This window comes from Arsukibacterium sp. UBA5043 (genome assembly GCA_002415085.1).
Lineage (GTDB): Bacteria > Pseudomonadota > Gammaproteobacteria > Enterobacterales > Alteromonadaceae > Alishewanella.
Genome location: DIBV01000017.1, coordinates 531,398 through 551,296 on the forward strand (window position 1 = coordinate 531,398; position 19,899 = coordinate 551,296).

17 protein-coding genes and 1 riboswitch are annotated in these 19,899 nt (G+C 49.1%); of the genes, 10 read left to right on the top strand and 7 right to left on the bottom strand.

The features are described 5' to 3' along the window. Nucleotides 1-130: 130 nt before the first annotated feature. From ettA to B2Q61_RS16415, 4 genes are all read left to right on the top strand, one after another. A complete protein-coding gene (ettA, locus tag B2Q61_RS16400) occupies nucleotides 131-1,792 on the top strand; it encodes an energy-dependent translational throttle protein EttA (protein WP_290617731.1) in 1,662 nt (553 codons plus the stop codon). Between the two features lie 110 nt (nucleotides 1,793-1,902). After that, nucleotides 1,903-2,586, top strand: a complete 684-nt coding sequence (locus B2Q61_RS16405; RefSeq protein WP_290617733.1) for a DsbA family protein — start codon at nucleotides 1,903-1,905, stop codon at nucleotides 2,584-2,586. Between the two features lie 127 nt (nucleotides 2,587-2,713). Further along, nucleotides 2,714-3,088 carry a DUF6746 family protein gene (locus tag B2Q61_RS16410; RefSeq protein ID WP_290617735.1) on the top strand — a complete coding sequence of 125 codons (375 nt, stop codon included), beginning with the start codon at nucleotides 2,714-2,716 and terminating at the stop codon, nucleotides 3,086-3,088. A 66-nt stretch (nucleotides 3,089-3,154) separates the two neighbouring features. Further along, nucleotides 3,155-3,802, top strand: coding sequence for an energy-coupling factor ABC transporter permease (locus B2Q61_RS16415; RefSeq protein WP_290617737.1), 648 nt, complete (start codon nucleotides 3,155-3,157; stop codon nucleotides 3,800-3,802). Nucleotides 3,803-3,848: 46 nt separating this feature from the next. On the opposite strand, the gene gdhA is transcribed toward B2Q61_RS16415, so the two are convergent. Further along, entirely contained in the window at nucleotides 3,849-5,201 is a 1,353-nt protein-coding gene (gene gdhA, locus B2Q61_RS16420) for an NADP-specific glutamate dehydrogenase (protein WP_290617739.1), read from the bottom strand. A 158-nt stretch (nucleotides 5,202-5,359) separates the two neighbouring features. Between gdhA and B2Q61_RS16425 the strand changes: the two genes are divergently transcribed. Further along, nucleotides 5,360-6,223, top strand: a complete 864-nt coding sequence (locus B2Q61_RS16425) for an alpha/beta fold hydrolase (RefSeq protein WP_290617740.1) — start codon at nucleotides 5,360-5,362, stop codon at nucleotides 6,221-6,223. 28 nt (nucleotides 6,224-6,251) lie between these two features. Here the strand turns inward: B2Q61_RS16425 and B2Q61_RS16430 are convergent, their stop codons facing one another. Together B2Q61_RS16430 and B2Q61_RS16435 are read right to left on the bottom strand one after the other, a co-directional pair. After that, nucleotides 6,252-8,102, bottom strand: a complete 1,851-nt coding sequence (locus tag B2Q61_RS16430; protein WP_290617742.1) for a TonB-dependent receptor domain-containing protein — start codon at nucleotides 8,100-8,102, stop codon at nucleotides 6,252-6,254. A 37-nt stretch (nucleotides 8,103-8,139) separates the two neighbouring features. Then, nucleotides 8,140-8,326, bottom strand: a riboswitch (cobalamin riboswitch). 79 nt (nucleotides 8,327-8,405) lie between these two features. Continuing rightward, nucleotides 8,406-8,888, bottom strand: coding sequence for a YajQ family cyclic di-GMP-binding protein (locus B2Q61_RS16435; protein ID WP_290617744.1), 483 nt, complete (start codon nucleotides 8,886-8,888; stop codon nucleotides 8,406-8,408). A 94-nt stretch (nucleotides 8,889-8,982) separates the two neighbouring features. On the opposite strand from B2Q61_RS16435, the gene B2Q61_RS16440 reads away from it, so the two are divergent. Continuing rightward, nucleotides 8,983-9,339, top strand: coding sequence for a VanZ family protein (locus tag B2Q61_RS16440; protein WP_290617746.1), 357 nt, complete (start codon nucleotides 8,983-8,985; stop codon nucleotides 9,337-9,339). After that, nucleotides 9,306-10,223, top strand: a complete 918-nt coding sequence (locus B2Q61_RS16445) for a ketopantoate reductase family protein (protein WP_290617747.1) — start codon at nucleotides 9,306-9,308, stop codon at nucleotides 10,221-10,223. Before B2Q61_RS16440 ends, B2Q61_RS16445 begins: the two co-directional genes overlap by 34 nt. Here the strand turns inward: B2Q61_RS16445 and thiI are convergent. The 3 genes from thiI to pomA all read right to left on the bottom strand — a co-directional run bounded on the left by thiI (nucleotide 10,216) and on the right by pomA (nucleotide 13,525). Further along, a complete protein-coding gene (thiI, locus tag B2Q61_RS16450; protein WP_290617748.1) occupies nucleotides 10,216-11,679 on the bottom strand; it encodes a tRNA uracil 4-sulfurtransferase ThiI in 1,464 nt (487 codons plus the stop codon). The genes B2Q61_RS16445 and thiI overlap by 8 nt on opposite strands. Before the next feature lie 128 nt (nucleotides 11,680-11,807). Further along, nucleotides 11,808-12,755, bottom strand: coding sequence for a flagellar motor protein MotB (locus tag B2Q61_RS16455; RefSeq protein WP_290617749.1), 948 nt, complete (start codon nucleotides 12,753-12,755; stop codon nucleotides 11,808-11,810). Beyond that, entirely contained in the window at nucleotides 12,752-13,525 is a 774-nt protein-coding gene (pomA, locus tag B2Q61_RS16460; RefSeq protein ID WP_290617750.1) for a flagellar motor protein PomA, read from the bottom strand. Before pomA ends, B2Q61_RS16455 begins: the two co-directional genes overlap by 4 nt. A gap of 195 nt (nucleotides 13,526-13,720) precedes the next feature. Here pomA and B2Q61_RS16465 point away from each other — a divergent pair, with 195 nt between their 5' ends. The 3 genes from B2Q61_RS16465 to dxs are packed head-to-tail and all read left to right on the top strand — an operon-like array spanning nucleotide 13,721 to nucleotide 16,732. After that, complete coding sequence (locus B2Q61_RS16465) at nucleotides 13,721-13,966, top strand: exodeoxyribonuclease VII small subunit (protein ID WP_290617752.1); 246 nt, start codon at nucleotides 13,721-13,723, stop codon at nucleotides 13,964-13,966. 1 nt (nucleotide 13,967) lies between these two features. After that, the gene (gene ispA / locus B2Q61_RS16470; RefSeq protein ID WP_290617754.1) at nucleotides 13,968-14,852 is read left to right on the top strand and encodes a (2E,6E)-farnesyl diphosphate synthase; all 885 of its coding nucleotides are present in this window, start codon (nucleotides 13,968-13,970) and stop codon (nucleotides 14,850-14,852) included. Nucleotides 14,853-14,866: 14 nt separating this feature from the next. Further along, a complete protein-coding gene (gene dxs / locus B2Q61_RS16475; protein ID WP_290617756.1) occupies nucleotides 14,867-16,732 on the top strand; it encodes a 1-deoxy-D-xylulose-5-phosphate synthase in 1,866 nt (621 codons plus the stop codon). A 23-nt stretch (nucleotides 16,733-16,755) separates the two neighbouring features. Here dxs and B2Q61_RS16480 read toward each other — a convergent pair whose 3' ends face one another. Beyond that, nucleotides 16,756-19,881: a ligand-binding sensor domain-containing protein gene (locus tag B2Q61_RS16480; RefSeq protein ID WP_290617758.1), complete on the bottom strand. Its 3,126-nt coding sequence runs from the start codon at nucleotides 19,879-19,881 to the stop codon at nucleotides 16,756-16,758. Nucleotides 19,882-19,899: the final 18 nt, after the last annotated feature.

The following is a 19,899-nucleotide window of genomic DNA, read 5'->3' on the forward strand; positions in this document are numbered from 1 at the left end:
ATGACTGCTATTAGAACAGATTTAGCGGGTAAAAAGCCATCATTATCGTTCTGTCAGTCAGTGGCTTTCCCTGATGGCTTAAAATAACGTACAATTTGCGCCATCATCAATAACTGGTTGTAATAGCACTATGGCGCAATATATTTACTCAATGCATCGGGTGTCAAAAGTTGTCCCGCCGAAAAAGACCATTTTAAAAGATATCTCGTTGTCGTTTTTCCCCGGCGCTAAAATTGGCGTATTGGGTTTAAACGGCGCTGGTAAATCAACCCTGCTGCGGATTATGGCTGGGGTTGATACCGAATTTGAAGGCGAAGCCCGGCCGCTGGCTGGCACCAAAATTGGATATTTACCGCAAGAGCCGGTGCTGGATACCAGTAAAACCGTGCGGCAGATTGTCGAAGAAGCGGTCGCCGATGTAAAAGAAGCATTTAGCCGGCTCGATCAGGTTTATGCCGCATATGCTGAGGAAAACGCTGACTTTGATGCCCTTGCCCGCGAGCAAGGCGAACTGGAAGCGCTCATTCAGGCCAAAGATGGTCATAATCTGGAAAATACGCTGGAGCGTGCTGCTGATGCACTTCGCTTGCCGCCATGGGAAGCAAATATAGGCCATTTATCAGGCGGTGAACGGCGCCGGGTTGCTATTTGCCGGCTGCTGCTGGAACGGCCCGATATGTTGCTGCTGGATGAGCCGACCAACCACCTGGATGCTGAGTCCGTCGCCTGGTTAGAGCGCTTCCTGCACGACTACCCTGGCACCGTGGTCGCGATTACCCACGACCGTTACTTCCTTGATAATGTCGCCGGCTGGATTTTAGAGCTGGACCGTGGCTATGGTATTCCTTGGGAAGGCAACTATTCGTCCTGGCTGGAACAAAAGGATGCTCGCTTACAACAGGAAGAAAAAACTGAAAATGCCCGCCAGCGCTCCATTAAACAGGAACTGGAGTGGGTACGCACTAACCCTAAGGGTCGCCACGCTAAAAGCAAGGCGCGGATGGCACGCTTTGAAGCGCTGCAAAGCCAGGACTTCCAAAAGCGTAACGAAACTAACGAGCTGTTTATTCCGCCAGGGCCGCGTCTGGGTGACAAGGTACTGGAGGTTAACCACCTGCGTAAATCTTTTGCCGACCGTTTGCTGATAAATGACCTGAGTTTCAGTGTGCCAAAAGGCGCAATTGTTGGCATTATTGGCCCGAACGGTGCCGGTAAATCAACGCTGTTTAAAATGATCACCGGCAGCGAACAGCCCGATAGCGGCACTATTGAGATTGGCGATACTGTGCAGGTGGCCAGCGTTGATCAGTTCCGCGATAGCATGAACCCGAAAAATACGGTATGGCAGGAAATTTCAAATGGCCAGGATATGCTGCAGATTGGTAGTTTCCAAATCCCCAGCCGGGCTTATGTGGGTCGTTTTAACTTTAAAGGCAACGACCAGCAGAAATTTATTGGCGAGCTTTCAGGTGGTGAGCGCAACCGGGTGCATTTAGCTGCACTGTTAAAAGCAGGTGGTAACATGTTGCTGCTGGATGAACCGACCAATGACCTGGACGTGGAAACACTGCGGGCGCTGGAAAATGCCCTACTCGACTTCCCGGGTTGTGCTATGGTGATTTCGCACGACCGTTGGTTTCTGGACCGGATAGCTACCCATATTCTGGATTACCGTGACGAAGGCCAGGTAAATTTCTTCGAGGGTAACTACTCTGATTACGAAGGTTGGCTAAAAGCCACTTATGGCGCCGCAGCACTGGAACCTCACCGGATAAAATACAAAAAAATATAGTGGATACATCAGCAAACAGGACAGCAGCGTTGTCGTTTAATCCGCATTTAATAAAGCGCGGTTGTCCTGATGCTATAACTCTCTTTAAATTACTAATTACGGGCTACATTATGAAAGCGGGAACTCTTTGGCTGAAACCAGTTAAATTACTGGCCGTTGCCAGTATCAGTTGGTTAATGGTGGCGTGCTCTGAGCCTGCCACACCTGAAATCGACGGCGAGCAGGCTACAAACTCACCAACGACTGTTGCTACACTGCAGTTTGAGCAGGATAAACACTACCGACTGGTAGAAAATATCGACGCTGAGGATGCCAGGCCACCCTATCTGATAGAGTACTTCTGGTTTGGCTGCCAGCATTGCCAGCGCTTTGAACCGGTACTGGAAAGCATATTATTGCGCCGACCGGAATTAACCCTGGTGCGTAAACATGCCGCGGTCGCCAGGCACTGGCAAACCGATGCCCGGATATTTTATACCTTGCAGCAAATGAACCTGGAGCATTTAACCAAACCCCTGCTTGAGCTATACAGCGAAAAACAGCAACTGACACCAGTAGATTTACAGCAGTTTTTAACCAGCCACCAGGTTGACCAGGCACAATTTTTCGATATTGCAGAAAACAGCGAGCAGGTAGTTGTTAAGCTGCAGCAAAGTGCCAGCGAAATGCAGAATAATGAGATTGGTGGCGTTCCGGCGCTGGTGGTCAACGGTCGTTATTTAATTCTGCCGCATGCTGATATTAACAGCCTGGAAGCCTATCTGGCATTAATCGATCATCTGCTGGCTAAATAACCGCAATCGTGTGGCAGGTCATAAATAGCCGCTGGCAAATGCAGCCATTGCGCTAAATTATGATTGCAACTCTGGCCGGCTGTGATATTGTAACTGATAACTATTATCATCTACATTGAGAGGTTTTATGAAAACGGCTATTAGTTTCAGCACAGCGTTTTTCCTGGCTGCGGTTACCTTTAACAGCATGGCAGACGAGCAACGGCCCGATCATTTTAAAGGACAAAAAGCGGCAAACTTAACCGAAGCAATTGAATTATTCCGCAGCAATAACCAAAAACTGCAGCAACTGATGCAGGGCGAACTGAATGCGGAAGCTATGGTGGAAATTCATCAGCTGACCTACACCCTGGAAAATGCGCTTGAGAAAATTCATAGTGAAACAACGGAATTAAAAGCAGTATTGGAAGACGTCCATCTGGGTTCAGAGAATATGGATTTTGCCAAAGTTAAACAGCAGGCTAAACGCTATCTGGATACCGCGACTACTCTGGTTAAATAACGAACGACTGATCCAAAGTTTCAGGCCCGGTATACTGTTATAAGTTTGTTTTAACCGGAGACGCCAATGACATTCTGGCAGGGTGCAGCATGGTTGATGTGGCTGGTATTATTGTTACGCTTTTTTCCGCGTGACGTCGTTACCAAACTGAAATCGGAAGCAGGCTATCAGCATTTGTGGTTCAGCTCTATCCTGGTCACTACGCTGCTTTGGTCAGTCCAGGCAGGCATTGAGCCGGGGCTTGAGTTGCATTTGCTTGGGGTCACTACGCTGGTGCTATGCCATGGCTGGCGGATAGCCTGGCTAATTGGCAGCGTTGCTGTGGTTTTTCTGGTGGGTGCAGGCAAAATAAATCTGGCTGATGCTGGCGTTATGGCGCTGTTGACCACACTATTGCCGGCGTTATTCAGCTATCTGATCTTTGCCTTGTCTTATCAGTATTTGCCGCGACATTTATTTATCTACATTTTCATTGCCGGTTTTGCCAATGCGGCGCTGACTATCAGCTTTAAAATGCTGCTAACCGCACTGTGGTTTTACTGGCAGGATCTGTACAGCTGGAGCAGTATTTATCAGAATTACCTGCAACTCGTGTTGCTTATCTGGTTCGCAGAAGCGCTGCTCAACGGCATGGCCATTACCCTGATGAGTGTGTATCGCCCGCACTGGCTCAGGACCTTTTATGACAATGAATATTTGTCACCCGACCGCTAAGCCAGTCCATAATATAAAAGGCTGACAGCTGCAAAACGACAAGTCGTTATACTACTCCCTGCTGAATCATGGCATCAGCAACCCGCCTGAAACCTGCTACATTGGCTCCAAGAATTAAGTTCGTGGGCCGGTCAAGCTCAGCAGCCGTATCACGGGTGCGCTGATATATATCCAGCATGATGTCTTTAAGTCTCTCGTCCACCTGTTTAAATGTCCAGCGTTGCATACTGGCGTTTTGAGCCATTTCCAGCTGACTGGTCGCAACGCCGCCCGCATTAGCCGCCTTGCCAGGAGCATAAGCAATTTTTGCTTTAAGAAACAAATCTGCCGCCTCAGCGGTGCAAGGCATATTGGCGCCCTCACACACTGCAATACAACCGTTGTCGAGCAGCGATCTGGCATCGGCCGCATTTAATTCATTTTGGGTGGCGCAGGGAAAGGCCACCTGACCAGCAACCCGCCATACCGCGTTGCCATCATCAGGATAGTTTTCACGGCTGATATATTCAGCATCTGGATTGCGCTTGGCATAATCACTGAGCCTGCCATATTCGATTTCTTTAATTTGTTTTAAGCATTTAATATCGATGCCCTTTTTCTGATAAATAGTGCCATCCGAGTCAGAGCAGGTAATAGGTCTGGCACCTAAATCGATCAGTTTTTCAATGGTATGAATAGCAACATTACCGGAGCCTGACACCAGGCATTCCTTACCCTCCAGACTATCACCATTACCTTCCAGCATATGCTCAGCAAAGTAAACACAGCCATAACCGGTTGCCTCCTTACGCCCCAGTGAGCCGCCCCACAGAATATCTTTGCCTGTTAACACCCCTTCAAATTGATTGGTCAGTTTTTTATATTGACCAAACATATAGCCAAGCTCGCGGGTACCCACCCCAATATCGCCAGCAGGCACATCAGTCCTGGGCCCGATATGCCGATATAGCTCATTCATAAATGCCTGACAAAACCGCATAATTTCACCATCTGACCGCCCTTTCGGGTCAAAGTCCGCACCACCTTTGGCGCCACCCAACGGCAAGCCGGTCAGGGCATTTTTTAATACCTGTTCAAAACCAAGGAACTTTACAATGCTGCTGGTGACACTGGGATGGAACCGCAGACCGCCCTTATAGGGCCCTAAGGCAGAATTAAACTCAATCCGGTATCCCTTATTAACCTGCACCTTACCTTCGTCATCAACCCAGGCCACCCGAAACATGATTTGCCGTTCGGGTTCAACCATCCGCTCAATAATGGAATGCTGGCAAAAGCGGCTGTCTTCATCCAGCACCATCGCCAATGAGTCTAATACTTCTTCCACTGCCTGATAGAATTCGGTTTGAGCCGGACTGCTTTTCTGCAGTTTAACAATCGTATTGTGGGTATAAGACATAACATAAACCTGTTTAGTAAAAACCTGTAGCCTGCTTCAGCCGGACGGCAATCCCGCACTTGTGGGTAGGACTGTCAATTGCCGGAACACACTGGCACAATGGCCGATAATGAAAATTATTTGTGTATTTTAGTTGGTAAACGTTGAAAGTACCTTTTATGGATCACTTAGTTAACTATAGATTGGCTGGTTATAAAAATAGCATGCAACTGGCCGCTCTGGCTAACCGCTCTGCTTTTAGCACGGCTGAACCACCAATACTGTGCCTGCATGGCTGGCAGGATAATGCGGCCAGCTTTATCCCCCTGGCAGCGAGTTTACCGGCGCTGCCACTGCTGGCACTGGATTTCCCCGGCCATGGACATTCTGCTGCGCGCAGCAGCGATGCGCATTATTACTTTTTTGACTGGGTTGAAGATCTGGTGGCACTTTGTCAGCAGCAAGGCTGGCAACAGCTGACCGTAATAGGTCACTCGATGGGAGGGATGGTGGCTACCGCCCTGGCGGCGGCATTTCCTGAGCTGGTGGCACGACTGGTGTTGCTTGATAGCCTGGGCTTTGTTACCCAAGAGAACAGCAGCGGTGATCAGCTTCGCCAGGGAATTGTTTCCCGCCTCAAAACTCCACCCAGACGCAAGCCAGAATATCCGGATCTTAATGCAGCCGCTACAGCACGACTGAGCCAAAGCGACTTTACTTTGCAACAAGCGCTGTTACTGGCAGAGCGAGGCACTGTGGCAAGTCAGAATGGTATCAGCTGGCGTAATGACTATCGCCTGCGCTATAAATCAGTGCACCGGCTGACTGACAGCCAGGCCAGGGAGCTTTGTCAGGCAGTACAGGCACCGGTACTGGCAATCTTAGCTGCTGACGGGCCTTTTGTCGGTAAACTGGCAACAATGCAAAGTTGGTATCAACAGTTAAGCGTTAAGCAACTTAACGGCGGGCATCATTGTCATATGACCGCTGCCGAAGAGGTTGCCAGGCTGCTTGGTGCCTGGCTTGATTACTCAGACTGTTAATACTGTCCTTGTTTATAAGGCCTGTTGGTTATTGCAAGATATAACTGACCGACACGCCGAAATTAGCCCCGGCAGTGGCATAGCCCCGGCTGGTGTAATACTGCTTATCGGTCAGATTGGCCAGGCGGGCTCTTAACGTCAGCTGCGGCGAAATAGAGTAGCTTAGCCCTGCGCCCCACACTGTATGGGCTGGCGCAGCAGGAAAAGCATCGCCGCTAAACCAGTCAGCCCCCTGATAAGTGGCACTCTGATAATCTGCCGTGATAAACGCCGACCAGTGAACAGCGGTATAACTGCCACGCCAGTTGACAGTGTTTTCGGGGCGGCGCTCCAGTTTCTGGCCAGTGCCGAGGTTCTCTGTATCAAGCCAGCTATAGCTGAAATTACTGCGCCATTGCTGCCACTGCTGGCTGAGACTCAACTCAATTCCCTGCACTGTCGCCAGCAGCACATTTTCTGCCTGCTCCACGCCCTGAATAAGATTCGTAACCTCGCGGTCAAACCAGGCAAGTTGCAACTGAATGCCGCTGCTGAGGTAACTTAGCGCAATTTCATCTGATACCGATTGCTCTGGCTTAAGATCCGGGTTAGCGAAACCGGGAAAGTATAACTGGTTAAATGACGGTACTTTAAAAGCAGTACCGCGGCTGACCCGCAATTGCCAGTGGTTGGCAAACTGATAACCAGCAGCAAGCTGCCAGGTGGTTTCAGCGCCATAGTAATTTATCGCATCGTGTCGGGCCGCTGCTTCGAGCTGCAGCGCGTCATAATCATAATTGATGCCGGCGAAGACAGCGCGATTAATTCTGCTGGTTTGCTCATAAGCTGTCGCTGATTTTGCCACCTGCTCCTGATACCAGTTAGCACCGCCGACAAAGCCAAGGCCAGAGGCAAAGTCTGTTGTCAGCTGATAATTAAATTCATCCCGCTCAGTAACAAAGGGGCTGCGCGAATCAGGACCAAAGGTACTGTCACTGTCCAGTGTCCGGCTAAGCTTGGTCTGATGCTGCCAGCCGCTTAATTGTTGCTGCCAGCCAAGCAGATAAGTGCGGCTGAGGGTATCCGTTTCATCTTCAGTGCCAAAACTGGTGTCAAACTGATTAAAGCCGGAATTAACGTCAGCCTGGGCTGACCACAGGCCAAAGTCGGTACGGTAATCAGCGGCAGCTTTTAGATATTGCTGCTGATAGCCATCGCTATCAGGGTCCTGTGCTGGCTGGGCATTGAAGCCATCTGCCTGGCTCACCCCGGCGCTGGCCCACAGCGTGAGCTGTTCCCGTTGCTTACTGGCGCTGATATCGGCGCTGGCCTGACCGAAGCTGCCGACATCAGCATGTAATTCCAGGGCACTGCTGCGCCGGGTAGTAATAGCAATAACCCCTGCCAGTGCATCAGAGCCATACCAGGCAGCGCGCGGCCCGCGAATTACCTCAATCCGTTCAATCAGCGCCAGCGGCACCATCGACAATGGCTTATACCCCAGGGTGGCAGAACCGGTTCGTACACCATCAACCAACACCAGTGTATGGCCCGTATTACCGCCGCGGACATAGACACTGCTATTCTGGCCACGACCACCATCTCGGGACATATTAATACCGGGCAGCTGCGCCAGCAGCTCGGGTAAATCATTGGCCTGACGCGCCAGAATATCAGAGCGGTTCAGTATGGTTATACTGGCCAACACGTCTTGCGCTACTCTTGCAGTGCGGTTGGCGTAGATACTGATATGCTCAATTGCTGGCGTATCAGAGCCATTATTGGTAACGGAGGTGTCATTGCGGATAAAAGTATCATTCTGACTGCCGGCGGCGAATGTATCAGCCACAACCGGACAGCACGCTGCAACCAGCAAGGTTGCAAAAGCAGGTTTAAACATCAAAACTCCTACAATGTGCCCACCGCACATCTTAGTTAGTTAATGGACTTTTCAGGCCGGTCTCCGGGCTGACAACCTGCTTGCGCCAAAACTTTACCTTCCCATCAGCTGACAGTGGTTATTAAAGTTTTGATAGTTGTTTACCGTTGCGGGGGCAGCTCTGGCTTAAACCAGATTCCCGTTTAACTGCAGCATGCTGCAGCACCTGAAAAAAAACGGCCTTGGTTAAGGCCGTGTGCAGTTTAACCCTGAAGCAGAAAATGTCAATAGATATCCAGATGGCTAAACCATTAGCAAGAAAGACTAATCACGAAAATTAGTAAACTGAAACGCCTGCTCCAACTCACTACCACGAACCAGCGCTATTGCTTCTTGCAAATCATCGCGCTTTTTACCGGTAATTCGTACTTGATCGCCCTGAATGGCCGCCTGCACTTTCAGCTTGTTATCTTTAATCAGCTTAACCAGTTTTTTCGCCATATCCTGCTCTATCCCCTGCAGCAGACTGACACTAAGGCTGTATGTTTTACCGGAATGGACCACATCGCCCTCTTTAAATGAGCGCACATCCAGACCGCGTTTTACCGCTTTTGCCAGAAATATTTCCAGCATTTGCTGCAGCTGAAACTCTGCTTCAGCCTTCATTGTGATCACTTTTTCTTTCAGGGTAAATTCTGCCTGCACACCGCGAAAATCAAAGCGGGTAGCAAGTTCACGATTAGCATTTTCTACTGCATTGAGTACTTCTTGCTGATCGACTTCTGAGACGATATCAAATGAGGGCATTAAAATTCTCCTTAGCATAAGCCATTCTGTCTGCTGGTGATTATAACCAGAAAACTGCTACAATCCGAGCGCAGTTTCTGACAGAGGGCTCGCTGTGCCGCAGATTTTTTATCGTTGGATATGTATATTGTGTTTTGTGCTGGCAACCGCCGGTTTTCTGGCTGAGCTAAGTGGTCACCGGATAGCGGGAGGTTTCGCACATGTAGACAAGATGGCGCATTTCGGTATTTTTATCGTTTTAACTGCGCTACTTTGGAAAGGCTTTAAACTTGCGCCAGTAGGAGCATTCCTGCTGCTGGGCGTTTACGGGGGCGCTGTAGAGTTAGCGCAGCACTACCTGACCCGCCGCACAGGTGACTGGCTGGACTGGCTGGCTGATGTTGCAGGTATCGTTACTTTTTATCTGGCCCGTACGCTATGGCATTATCTTCGTCCACGCAGTCAGCGTTAAGCTGGGTTATTGTTGGCCGCGGTGCCATTGGCTTACTTGCAGCCGCGCGGCTACAACAGGCGGGATATACCGCAACCCTGTGGTTGAAACAGCCTGATGCCGTCCAACTCAAATTTACTGATCTTAAGCAGCAAAGCCAGCACCGGATACTGCGACCTCAGCCAACTGATACGGCTATACAACGCGTCCTGGTACCTGTTAAAGCGTATGATGTCCTCAACGCGGTAGCACAATTAGTGCCCTTTCTCGCCAATGACGCCCAGTTGGTTATTAGTCACAATGGTATCATACCTATCGAGCCGTTACTGGCTTTGCTGCGCCCCGCACAAGGGCTCTGGTTTTTGTCAACAAGTCAGGCCGCGTACAAGCCAGCAGCCCATCACGTAGTTCACACTGGTGAGGGCAAGAGTTATATAACAAAACTGACTGCGTCTGACAGTGATGATAACCAGACCATTGCGGCAATGAGCGCGGCTTTAGGGCCTGTTAATGTCGTATCTGACATTTACCCCATGCGCTGGCTAAAACTCGCGGTAAACGCGGCAATTAACCCATTGACAGCAATAGAAAACTGCCAGAACGGCCAATTAGCGCAACCTCAATATCGGGCGCAGATCAGCGCTTTAACAACAGAGGTGTGCCAGGTAGCTGCAGCACTGGGTTATCCGATGGATCCTGCTAACACGCTACAAACGGTATATCAGGTCATCAGCGCAACATCTGATAATTTTTCATCTATGCAGCAAGACATTCAAGCCGGCCGGCAGACGGAGATTGTGGCAATTTGCGGTTATATTTGCCAGCAAGCGGCACAGCTGCAACTGGCAGTGCCGGCAAATCAGCAGATGCTAAACCAGATCCTGGCAAAAACAACAACTAGCTGACAGGCCGGTACACTGACACGTTACGATGCCCCTGCTCGTGCAATAATACCGCTTGTAACCTGCTCATCACGCCTTTAGCGCAATAACAATAGTAGTGGCGACTGTTATCGAGATTAACAAACTGACTGGCCAGGCGGAAAAAAGGCATCTCTACCACAGGTATCCCCACATCTTTAAATGGCGCCTGCTCTGTTTCTTCGGGGCTGCGTATATCAAGAATAACCGCATTATCGGCCAGCTCACTAAGCTCACTTACCACATGCGCTTCTTGCTCTGCCTGATAATCAATGGTGCGGATATCCAGAATTTTCGCCGCGTTAACCATTTTTTCCAGCAGCGCCATATCTAAGCGGGCTTCGTTCTGTTCAATATCTGACTGCACCGCATTGACGGTGGGCTTGTTTGAAATCACACCGCAATACTCAGGCATGCTCTTGGCAAGCTCTTCTACCCCTATTTGACGGGCAATATCAATAATATCTTGTTTATCGTGGTAAATAAGTGGCCGTAACACTAAATCCGGAACCACTTTATCGATGACAGCCAGATTGGCAATGGTCTGACTGGACACCTGACCGATACTTTCTCCGGTGACCAGGGCGTTAATACCTAGATCACGCGCTACCGCGCTGGCAGCCCGTAGCATCATCCGTTTTAAAATAACACCCATAACGCCGTTATCAACGTGTTCCAGAATGTTATCAACCACAGGCGCAAAATCGACACTGACAAACTTAACCCGGTGCGACAGGCTAAACTTTTGCCATAAAAAATTTGCAACCTCCCGTACACCGGCTTCGTGGGCTGCCCCGCCCAGATTAAAAAATAAGTAATGAGTACGCAGGCCTTTACGGATCATCAGGTAACTGGCCACCGCAGAATCGTAGCCACCGGAAATAAGCGATAGAACATCTGATTGTGAGGGTAGCGGAAATCCGCCCATACCGCGAAAACTTTCACTAAGCAGCAGTAGTTTGTCCTGCTTAATCTCCAGTTTAATCGTAATATCAGGCTGCTTTAACTGGACTTTTGCCGATGCTACCTGCTGATTGAGTCCACCGCCAATGTAGCGCTCTGCTTCAATAGAACTGAAACCATGTTTACCCTGGCGCCGCACACGGACACAAAAGGTTTTACCTGGTAGCTGAGCCTGATATACCGCCAACACCTTAAGAAAAATATCATGTAAATCAGCAAAGGTTGACGTGCGCATCTCAGAAAAGCTGACGATACCCGGTATACATTCTAAACGCTCAATAAGCTTGGCGCGAATATGTGGCGAAGCGTTACTGCAACTGACAATAAGATGATCAAACAGGTTAGTCACGACAACGCCCGGATCCACCTGAGTCAGAATAGTTTTCAGGTTGCGTTCAAGTAACTTAGTCTGGCGCTTTCGCACCGACCTGCTTTTAATGGCAATTTCAGGGTGTAATTTGATTATAAATTCAAGCATAACATTCAAAAATGGCAGTTGCAGTGTTCAAAAGTGGCGCGGATTATAGCTTAAAGCCAGAAGAACACCTAGCCTGGTGCTTACCTCTGGCTTTAATCACTTCTCTTTACTGACTAACCGTGTCTCAGCTAGTTGGCCTGTGGTTCAAAACTAATCGGTTCAGACTCTTTTGCCTTGCCCTGCATGATAGATATTTCTACCCGGCGGTTGCGTCTGCGGTTTAGCTCAGAGTCGTTTTCAACCAGAGGACGGGTGTCAGCATGGCCCATGACCACCACACGTTGCCGGTCAAACTCCGGAGCGCGAATTAACTCGGTAGCGACCGAGACTGCCCGCTTAGCAGACAACTCCCAGTTATTGCTATGCAGCTCATCAGAAACCTGAATATCATCAGTATGTCCGCTAACAGTAATCTCGCCGGGCACATCATTTAATAAGGTACCAATTTGCTGGATAATCGGCCGGAATCGCGGCTGTAAAAATGATGAACCTGACGGAAAGGAGCCATTTTCCCGGATCCGGATAATAATTTGCTGGCCGAGAGATTCGAGTTCAATGGCACCATCTACAATTTGCTGCTCTAATTGCTCTGCCATTTTTTTAACCATTTCATTGGTTTGTTCCTGCATTGCCTCAGCAGCCGCTGCGGCTTCAGCATCGGCAGTTTCTTCTGCGTTTGCTGCCGACTGGCCACCCGTCATATCATCACGTTGTTCCTGTCGCCCACCGGCAGAATCTTCCTCACCTGCCTGAAACTCAATAACTTGCTGAGTAATTTCCATTGTTTGCTGCTGCAATGTTTCAATGGGCGTCGGATCAGGCCGGCCTGGTCTGAATTCCATAGCAATGACACTGGTTCCTTTGGGAATATCTTCGACTTCAATCTTATTTTGCACCCCAAATGCAAACTTCATGGAGCCGGCAATTTGCTTAAATTTCAATACATCCATTTCAGAAAACGCTAATAACAGGACGAAAAAACACATTAACAAGGCCATTAAATCGGCAAAGGTTCCCATATATTGAGGCAGCCCAGGGGGTGGGCATTTGCACTCCTGTTCTTCCTCGTTGTTCATGCCGGCTCTCCGCCAGCAACCTCGCGCTTACCCTGTGCCAGGTAATTTCGCAATATGCCTTCAATCACTTTCGGGTTCTGGCCGTCCTGAATACCCAGAATCGCATCCAGTATTAGCTGATTATTCTGTTTCTCCTGCTGGTTTCGAATGGCCAGCTTATCGGCAAGCGGTATTGCAATAACGTTAGCAATAAAAGCACCATACAATGTGGTCAACAATGCCACCGCCATCGCCGGACCAATTGCCTTGGGATCATCCATATTTGACAACATCGCCACCAAACCTATCAGGGTACCAATCATACCCATTGCCGGCGCAACGTCACCTAAACTACGGAATATGGCGATTGCCGTCTCATGTCGCTTCTCGGTTAGACTGATATCTTTCATTAGGGTTGCCCTGACGACATCAGCATCGTGACCATCCACCAGCATGTTCACGCCTTTTTGCATAAAGGCGTTGGGTATTTCAGCTTCTTCCAACGCTAAAAACCCTCCCTTGCGGGCCGAGTCACCTAACTGCACAGCTTTTTCGATCAGTTCTTCCGGTGCTTCAATTTTAAACATAAAGGCTTTGACCGCTGCTTTGCCGGCGCCAAGAAACTGGCCCATCGTAAACTTGGCAACAACCACAAATATCGAGCCGCCGACAACTATCAATACCGACACCAAATCAGCAAACATAGCCACATCGCCGCTACTGCTTATCACCATGGCCATGACGACAAAACCGATCGCGCCAATCAAGCCAACCAGGGTTGCTATATCCACTGCTTACTCCTTAACACACCCCAAATGGGAATTATAATTATTTTATAATAGCTTATAGTCGGTTATCGACAAAGCTTCGTATAAATTAAGCATTCAATAACAAAAAAGAAGCAATTTAGGCTTTCACTTATCCATTATGATTGACCATAATAGCCTGCTAAGGTAACGTTGCGCACAGTTTTTTTGGGGATCGTCATGAGTAAAAAGAAAGCCGACCTGAGCCAGTTTGAACCGGCGATGGCAGAGCTCGAGAGTATAGTGCAACAATTGGAACAAGGCGATTTGTCACTAGATGCCTCTCTGGCGCAGTTTGAACGCGGGATTGCTCTGGTAAAACAAAGCCAGCAGCAGTTGCAAAGTGCTGAACAGAAGGTTCAGTTACTGTTACAGCAACAGCAGCAGGAAAACCTGCAAACCTTTACCCCACCGCCAGGAGAATAGCTTGGCACCAGATAGCCTGACGTTGTATCAATATCGGATTGAGCAACAATTACAACTTAATATGGCTGCCCAGCCACTGACAGCGGCCCGTTTACACGAAGCAATGCGATACAGTCTGACCAATGGCGGCAAGCGGATCAGGCCTTATTTAGTATATAGCTGTGGCACTATGTTAGGTGTGTCACTTGACACTCTGGACAGCGCAGCCTGTGCCATTGAATGCCTGCACAGTTACTCGCTTATTCACGACGACCTACCTGCGATGGATAACGATGATCTGCGTCGTGGCAAGCCAACGTGTCACAAAGCGTACGACGAGGCTACCGCTATTCTGGCGGGAGATGCTCTGCAGGCCTTGGCTTTTGATATTCTCGCCAGTGCAGAGGGTGAGTTAAGTGTACAGCGCAGATTAAAGCGGGTCGCACTGCTGGCCAAAGCCAGTGGCATTGCAGGAATGTGCGCAGGACAGGCGATTGATTTGGCACAAACTAATCAGCGAACAGATTTAGCCACCCTGGAGCAGATGCACCGCTTAAAAACCGGCGCTCTAATAGAGTGTGCCGTACAACTGGCCTATTACAGTAGTGAACTTGATTGTCCTGCTACACTTCAGGCGTTAACAGATTTTGCCAGTGCTTTGGGTCTGGCATTTCAGGTGCAGGACGATATCCTTGATATTGAAAGCGATACTACTGTACTGGGCAAGCCTCAAGGCTCTGATTCTAAGGCAAATAAATTGACTTACCCAGCGCTGTTGGGGCTGCAGGAAGCCAAGGCGAAAGCGCATCAGTTGTATCAGGAGGCTTTGGCAGCTTTGGTCAGCCTTCCCTACAACACCGATGAGTTACAAGCCTTCGCACATTACATTATTGCCCGCAAGTTTTGATAAAGGCATTGAAAATGGCATTAGATATGACCGATTTCCCGCTGTTAGCTAAAGCCGATGTGCCAGAGCAACTGCGTAAATTACCACAGGATAAACTACCGGCCCTAAGCGCTGAATTGCGACGTTTTTTGTTAAAAACAGTCAGCCAGAGTAGTGGCCACTTTGCATCGGGCCTGGGTACCGTTGAACTGACCGTTGCACTGCATTACGTATACAACACCCCTTTTGACCGCTTGATCTGGGATGTTGGTCATCAGGCTTATCCCCACAAAATTTTAACCGGTCGGCGGGATAAAATGCACAGCATCCGACAAAAAGACGGCTTGCATCCGTTTCCCTGCCGGCAAGAAAGTGAATACGATACGCTAACCGTAGGCCATTCCAGCACCTCGATTAGCGCAGCACTGGGGATGGCTATTGCTGCCAGCCAGGCAAAATCCAAACGTAAAGTCGTGGCAGTCATTGGTGATGGAGCCATTACCGCAGGTATGGCGTTTGAAGCGCTGAACCACGCCGGTGAGGTTAGGCCTGATATGCTGGTTATTCTGAATGACAATGAAATGTCGATCTCAGAAAATGTCGGTGCCTTAAACCAATATTTTGCCCGCATATTATCAGGCAGTTTTTATACCAGCCTGCGCGAGGGCGGCAAAAAGATTTTACAAGGTGTGCCACCGTTACATGAGCTGGCCAGCCGGGCTGAAGAGCACTTTAAAGGAATGGTAACCCCTGGCACCTTTTTTGAGGAGCTGGGCTTTAATTATATCGGCCCTATCGATGGCCACGATGTTATTACCCTGGCCGATACTATTCGTAATATGCGAAACCTCAAAGGCCCACAGTTACTGCACATCGTAACAAAAAAAGGCAAAGGCTATGCGCCGGCCGAAGCGGATCCTATTGGCTACCATGCGGTCGCAAAATTTGATCCTGACGCCAGTACACAACCGGTTAAAAAGCCTGGAAAACCCACCTTTTCTAATATTTTCGGTAGCTGGTTATGTGATATGGCAGCTCAGGACGAGCGCTTGCAAGGTATTACTCCTGCCATGCGTGAAGGTTCTGATATGGTTCAGTTTTCTAAACGCTTTGCCAGGCGTTATTTTGATGTTGCCATCGCCGAACAACATGCAGTCACGCTGGCTGCTGGCATGGCCATTGAAGGATTGAAGCCTGTTGTGGCAATTTACTCCAGTTTTCTGCAACGCGGTTATGATCAGCTGATCCATGATGTGGCACTGCAAAATCTTGATGTGCTATTCGCGATTGACCGGGCAGGTATTGTCGGCGCAGACGGCCCCACTCATCAGGGGGCTTTTGATATCAGTTTTATGCGCTGTATTCCTAATATGCTGTTAATGGTACCTTCGGATGAAAATGAGTGCCGGCAAATGCTCTATACCGGCTATCAGCACCCTGGCCCGGCTGCAGTGCGCTATCCGCGCGGAATTGGTTCAGGCGTTGAAGCTGAGCAAACTATGCAGCTACTGGCGCAGGGCAAAGCCCGGATTGTCAGAAACGGCGAAAAATTGGCAATTCTGGCGTTTGGACCATTACTGCATCAATGTCAAGCCGTCGCAGCAGAGCGCAATGCCACTCTGGTAGACATGCGTTTTATCAAACCATTAGATGAAGCTATGTTGCTGCAACTGATTGCAGATCACAGCCATTTTGTCACGATTGAGGATAATGCGCTGATTGGCGGCGCCGGTTCAGCCGTTAACGATGTACTGCTGCGCCAGGGTTGCAACGTTAAGGTACTTAATCTTGGACTGCCTGATCAATTTGTAAAACATGGCAGTCAGCAGGAAATATATGCCGAACTGGGATTAGACAGCGAGGGCATTAGCAAGCAAATCAGCGCTTTTCTAAAACGTTAAAATTCAAAATAGCCGGGCACCCGTCAAAGTGCCTGGCTATCTCCTTGCTCAAACCACACCAGCCCCTCTGCCAGCAGCTTTTCAATTTGCGCTTCAATATGGGCAGAGTCTTCAAATTCAAACGCATCCAGTTGCGTATCAAATGCCAGTGTTGCTACGGCATTCTTCCCATGATGTTTTACATGGTAAAGCGCCAGTTCAGCAAGCTGCAGTGAGACCTCCCAGTTAATTAACTGACCGCCCAGCAAAGGCAACGGGTAATGGGCATAACCGATAGAACAGGTCAGTCTGACAATCTGGCCGTCCGGTAAATTAAACGCCGCTTTTGCAACTTGCTCATTGAGCCGATAACTAAACTGGCGAACCAAATCTGCCTGAATATCACGTAACACCAACACAAATGCAGCGCCGCTAAAGCGTACCACGTAATCAGAGCCGCGCGTTTCCCGGATCAAAAGGCCACTGACCTGTTGAATAAGGCTATCACCTGCACTGTTACCATACTGATCATTAATTTGCTTAAAGTTATCTAAATCAACATGTAACAACGCCAGGCACTTTCCCTGATCCTGCATCAATTCCCGATTACGCTGAAAGTGCTCGATATCTTTTGGTAGTTGTTCGAACATGAAGCGTCGGTTACGTAAGCCCGTCAGGTTATCTTTATGCGTCAGTTGTCCGAGTTGTTCATTCAACTCGTTTAAGCGGACATTACTATTTTCTAACTCCTGGGTACGCTGTCTGACCAGCCGCTCAAGCTCCTGCTGTTTGTGCAGGGTATTTCGCCTGACCAGCCACAACACACCATATAAGCAGCACAGCAGCAGCAACAACCACAACGAGCGATACAGCAACGTTTCATCAAAGCGTTCTGGCACAATTAATACCAAACTACTCTCAGAGGCAGATTGCCAGAGGTGACCGCTATGACGTACCTGAAGTCGAAAAACAAAATCACCTGGCGGTAAGTTGGTATATACCGCTTCGCGCCGCTGGCCTACGTCATGCCAATGGCTATCAAAGCCATCCAGCCGATAGCGAAACTGCAGCGCGTCCGGTTTAATATACTCTAATGCAGAGTAATGCAGCGTTACATTCCGCTCATCCATTTCCAGCACGAGTCTTTGCTGGCCCTGGTTAAGTTGATATTGCTGATTGGTTGTAACCTGTTTAATTTGTGGCTTTAACGGCTGTGCTGACGTTTCCTTTAAATTTGCCTGTACAACTATCAACCCTTTCAACGTCGGAAACCAATACTCATCCTGCCAGCGCACTATTTTAGCGTGTCCCGCACCGTTACAGCAGCGATTAGGCCCACTTCCTAACTGCCGGTCAAAGGGTGTCAGCACCTCATCAATAATAAAAGGCTGGTTATTATTTTCAGGCAACGCCGCCAGTGCCAACCGGTATATGCCTTTGTGGCTGCTTACCCATACCTGCTGATCAGCCTCGTCATAACTGAAACTCACAGCCGGGCCATGTGGCATGCCATTGCCAGTGTGAAGCTGCAACCATTGCTGATCCGGTCGGCGGATAAAAATTCCATCATCAATGGTGCTGATCAGTAAACTGCCATCAGGTAAATGCAGCAGTGCCAGAATATAGCTGTTGTAAAGTGCCCTGCCCACCCCCAGACGTTGCAGCTTATCTTGCTGAAACTGATACAGACCTCTTGTGGTGCCAACAAATAATTGAGATTCTGTCTGCTGTACTGCGGTGATATTGCGCGATTCAAACTGTTCATTTAATGGTGATAGGGTTAATTGGTTATCTGATGCGTAATAAAGTCCCCGAACGCCGCCGAGCCAGACTCCCCCATCAAAAGCGGGCTGAACAACTTTAATGGTATTGCCCTGCAAACTAGGAAAAGGGGCACTTAATTCCCGGGTTTTCAGATTATATTGCAGCAAACCGCTATCCGCACCAAACCACAGCAGCTCTGATTCTGGCCAGAAAAAATCGTGAATAGTCTGACTGCCAATAATGTGTTCATCGAGTAATGTGGTAAATTCGCCAGACATACTGAGGATTTGCAACGCTGACTGACTGGCAATAATAAGCTCATCGTCGGGAGTTATACCGATACTGCGTACTACCGGGTCAACCAGACCATCAACTAATCGCCTCACATGCCCGGAGGCTGCGCGGTAAATTCCATCACTGTAACTGGCTAACCAGATATTCTGCTGTTTGTCTTCGAATAAGTCACTGAACCATGGTGTAGTACCCAGCTCAGCCGTGGTAACCGTTTGCCAATCTTGCTGATGTTGGCGGTAAAACAGCTTGCGATAAGTTGAAATCCAACTGCCTTGCTGACTGTCTTTGAACAGTCTGTAAACCGGGCTGTGCTCACCATCAGGCAGCTGGCACTTGAGGATCTCACCATCCGGTGATAAATGGTAGTAACCACTTTCACTGGCCAGATGTAAACCCTGCTCAGTAACCGTCAAGTCATAAACCGGTGTCTGAGCAAGCTCTAATGGTAACGGGTACATTTGCCGTTGCTGGCTGCCATCCGGGCTTAGCTGGTAAATATGCTCCGCACTACTAACCCAGACGCCATCCTTCGCGGTTTCAAGTTGATGAACCTGGCTGCGTACGGCCTCTATTCTGCTGATTTTACCCGCTTTAATTCTAAATAGATTATCTGCTGCAACCCACACTTCATCGTCCGCCACCGCAATAATTGCTGTTACTTCTGCCACAATCGGATAGCGTTCAAACTTCAGCGTTGCGGGATCAAACCCTGACAGTCCCGCTTTGGTGCCGACCCAGATATAACCTGTGTTGTCTCTGAGCAAGCGGGTAATGGTGTTACTAGCCAGATGCCGGGTGTTATCCGTGGTGAAATGCTCAAACTGCAAACCGTCAAAGCGGTTAAGGCCATATAAGGTACCAAGCCACAGGTATCCCAGATCATCCTGAGTAACAGCACGCACAGAATTACTGGAGAGACCGTCGTTACTGGTCCAGTGCCGGATATCGAAATCGTAAACTGAGGGTATGTTTTGGTCAAACTGCTCAGGTTGAGCCGCGGACATCGGCTCGGTGTGTGTTGTGGTTTTCCCGGCAGCTTCAATTTCACCGGCACCAGCGAGGTTAGCCACAGCGAACAGCAGCATCAATCCAGGTATTATCAGTTTTCTCATTCCCTAGCTCCGCACTGT